The sequence below is a fragment of the Corynebacterium sp. MSK047 genome, from assembly GCF_030232285.1.
GTDB lineage: Bacteria > Actinomycetota > Actinomycetes > Mycobacteriales > Mycobacteriaceae > Corynebacterium > Corynebacterium jeikeium_D.
Map to the genome: position 1 here is coordinate 1 of NZ_JASPJI010000052.1, position 1400 is coordinate 1400.

1 protein-coding gene is annotated in these 1400 nt (G+C 56.6%); it reads right to left on the bottom strand.

What is annotated here, in order from left to right; translation table 11 throughout:
• Positions 1-47: 47 nt before the first annotated feature.
• Entirely contained in the window at positions 48-1238 is a 1191-nt protein-coding gene (locus tag QP981_RS11140; RefSeq protein WP_162838042.1) for an IS1249 family transposase, read from the bottom strand.
• Between the last annotated feature and the right edge of the window lie 162 nt (positions 1239-1400).

A 1400-nucleotide genomic window follows, 5' to 3' on the forward strand; every position in this document is an offset into this window, starting at 1 on the left:
CAAAAAGTGTGTCCGCTCGGCGTGTTGCGGGGCGGGCACACCGTTTGTTACTTCATGGGGCCTTTTCTGATTCCTATCGAGTGTTCGTACTCGGTTGGGATAGCGTTGTCGTAGAAGGCTGGTCGGCCTGTTTCATGGTCGGCTTTGTTGTGGTCTTCTTCGACAAGATCGTTGACTTTGGCGAGTTGATCTTGGCCGAAATTGCACTGCCTGGCGATCTTTAATGGGTCGTCAGGCAGTTGCGTTTTCGAGTGCAGGTACCACTCGAGCATTTTTCGTTGGCGTTCCCCGGACCTGCCGCGATGCGCGTCGGCGATGCGTTTGAGCCCGGCGTTGATGCCGCCTTCCAGACTGTTTGTCGTTGAAGCCCAGCGTTGAGGCTCAAGCGCATTCGGTGGTGGCTGCAGGTAGGTAAACAGCCATCCTTTCCGTGAGAGGTGCAGCAGGGAGTTGTATGCCTTGCGAACTCGCAGATGGGTCCATTCCCACTGGTTGTTGAGTGTGCGGCGCTCTTTTGACACGGGCGTTTTCTCGTTGAGGAATGCTTTGAATACCTGTCCGAAGTCGTGCAGACGCAGCGTCCACTCCCGTGCCTGGTCGAGTGTGGTGATACGGGTCAGTTTCAACGCCAGGGCGTAGATGGCTTTGCCGGCGTCGGTGCGTGGTCGTGATGTGGTGTAGCGGCGGATGACGCGTTGCGCATGGACGAGGCATCGTTGGATTATCGCGTTCGGCCAGCAGGCTTTAATCGCAGTAAGTGCGCCTTGTCCGCCGTCGAGGACGACGCAGAGCGGCTCAGCGATTTTGCGGAGTAGCTGCGTGTAGGCGTGGGCGGTTTCGTGTTTGGTCCAGTGCCATGCGATGACGTGGTCGTGGCTGGCTGCGACGAGCAAGCATCCGGCGGCGGTGTAGGTACCGTCGATGAAGATCTGGTCGTAGATGCGCTGTGGGTCACCGTCGTTGGGGATGTCGATGAGCCAGAACGGTTTGAATCGGCGGTCAAGTGTCCAACGGCTTACCCCTTGTTGCTGGGCGAGTTCAGACAACGTTGCTGTGGAGGTGGCATAAGAGACGAAGGCTTTAAAGTCGCGGGTCTGCGTGCGGTCGGTGCGGGTTCGTGTCGTGGAACTGCCGCAGTTCGGGTCCTTGCATCGCCACCTGGTTGTGCCTTTAGAAGTGGTTCCGTTTTTCTTCATTTGCCCAGCGCATATCGGGCATCGTGGTCTGTTTTTACTCACCCGGAAAGCACACCAACCCCCGATTAGCACATGCGGGTGCCATTCCGGTGGATTGAACACTAATCGGGCGGATATAAGGTCTTGATGCTTATATCCGCCCGATTTACCCAGCCTAATCAGCAGTAATGCTGAAAGTCAGACACACTTTTTGCTACTTAACCC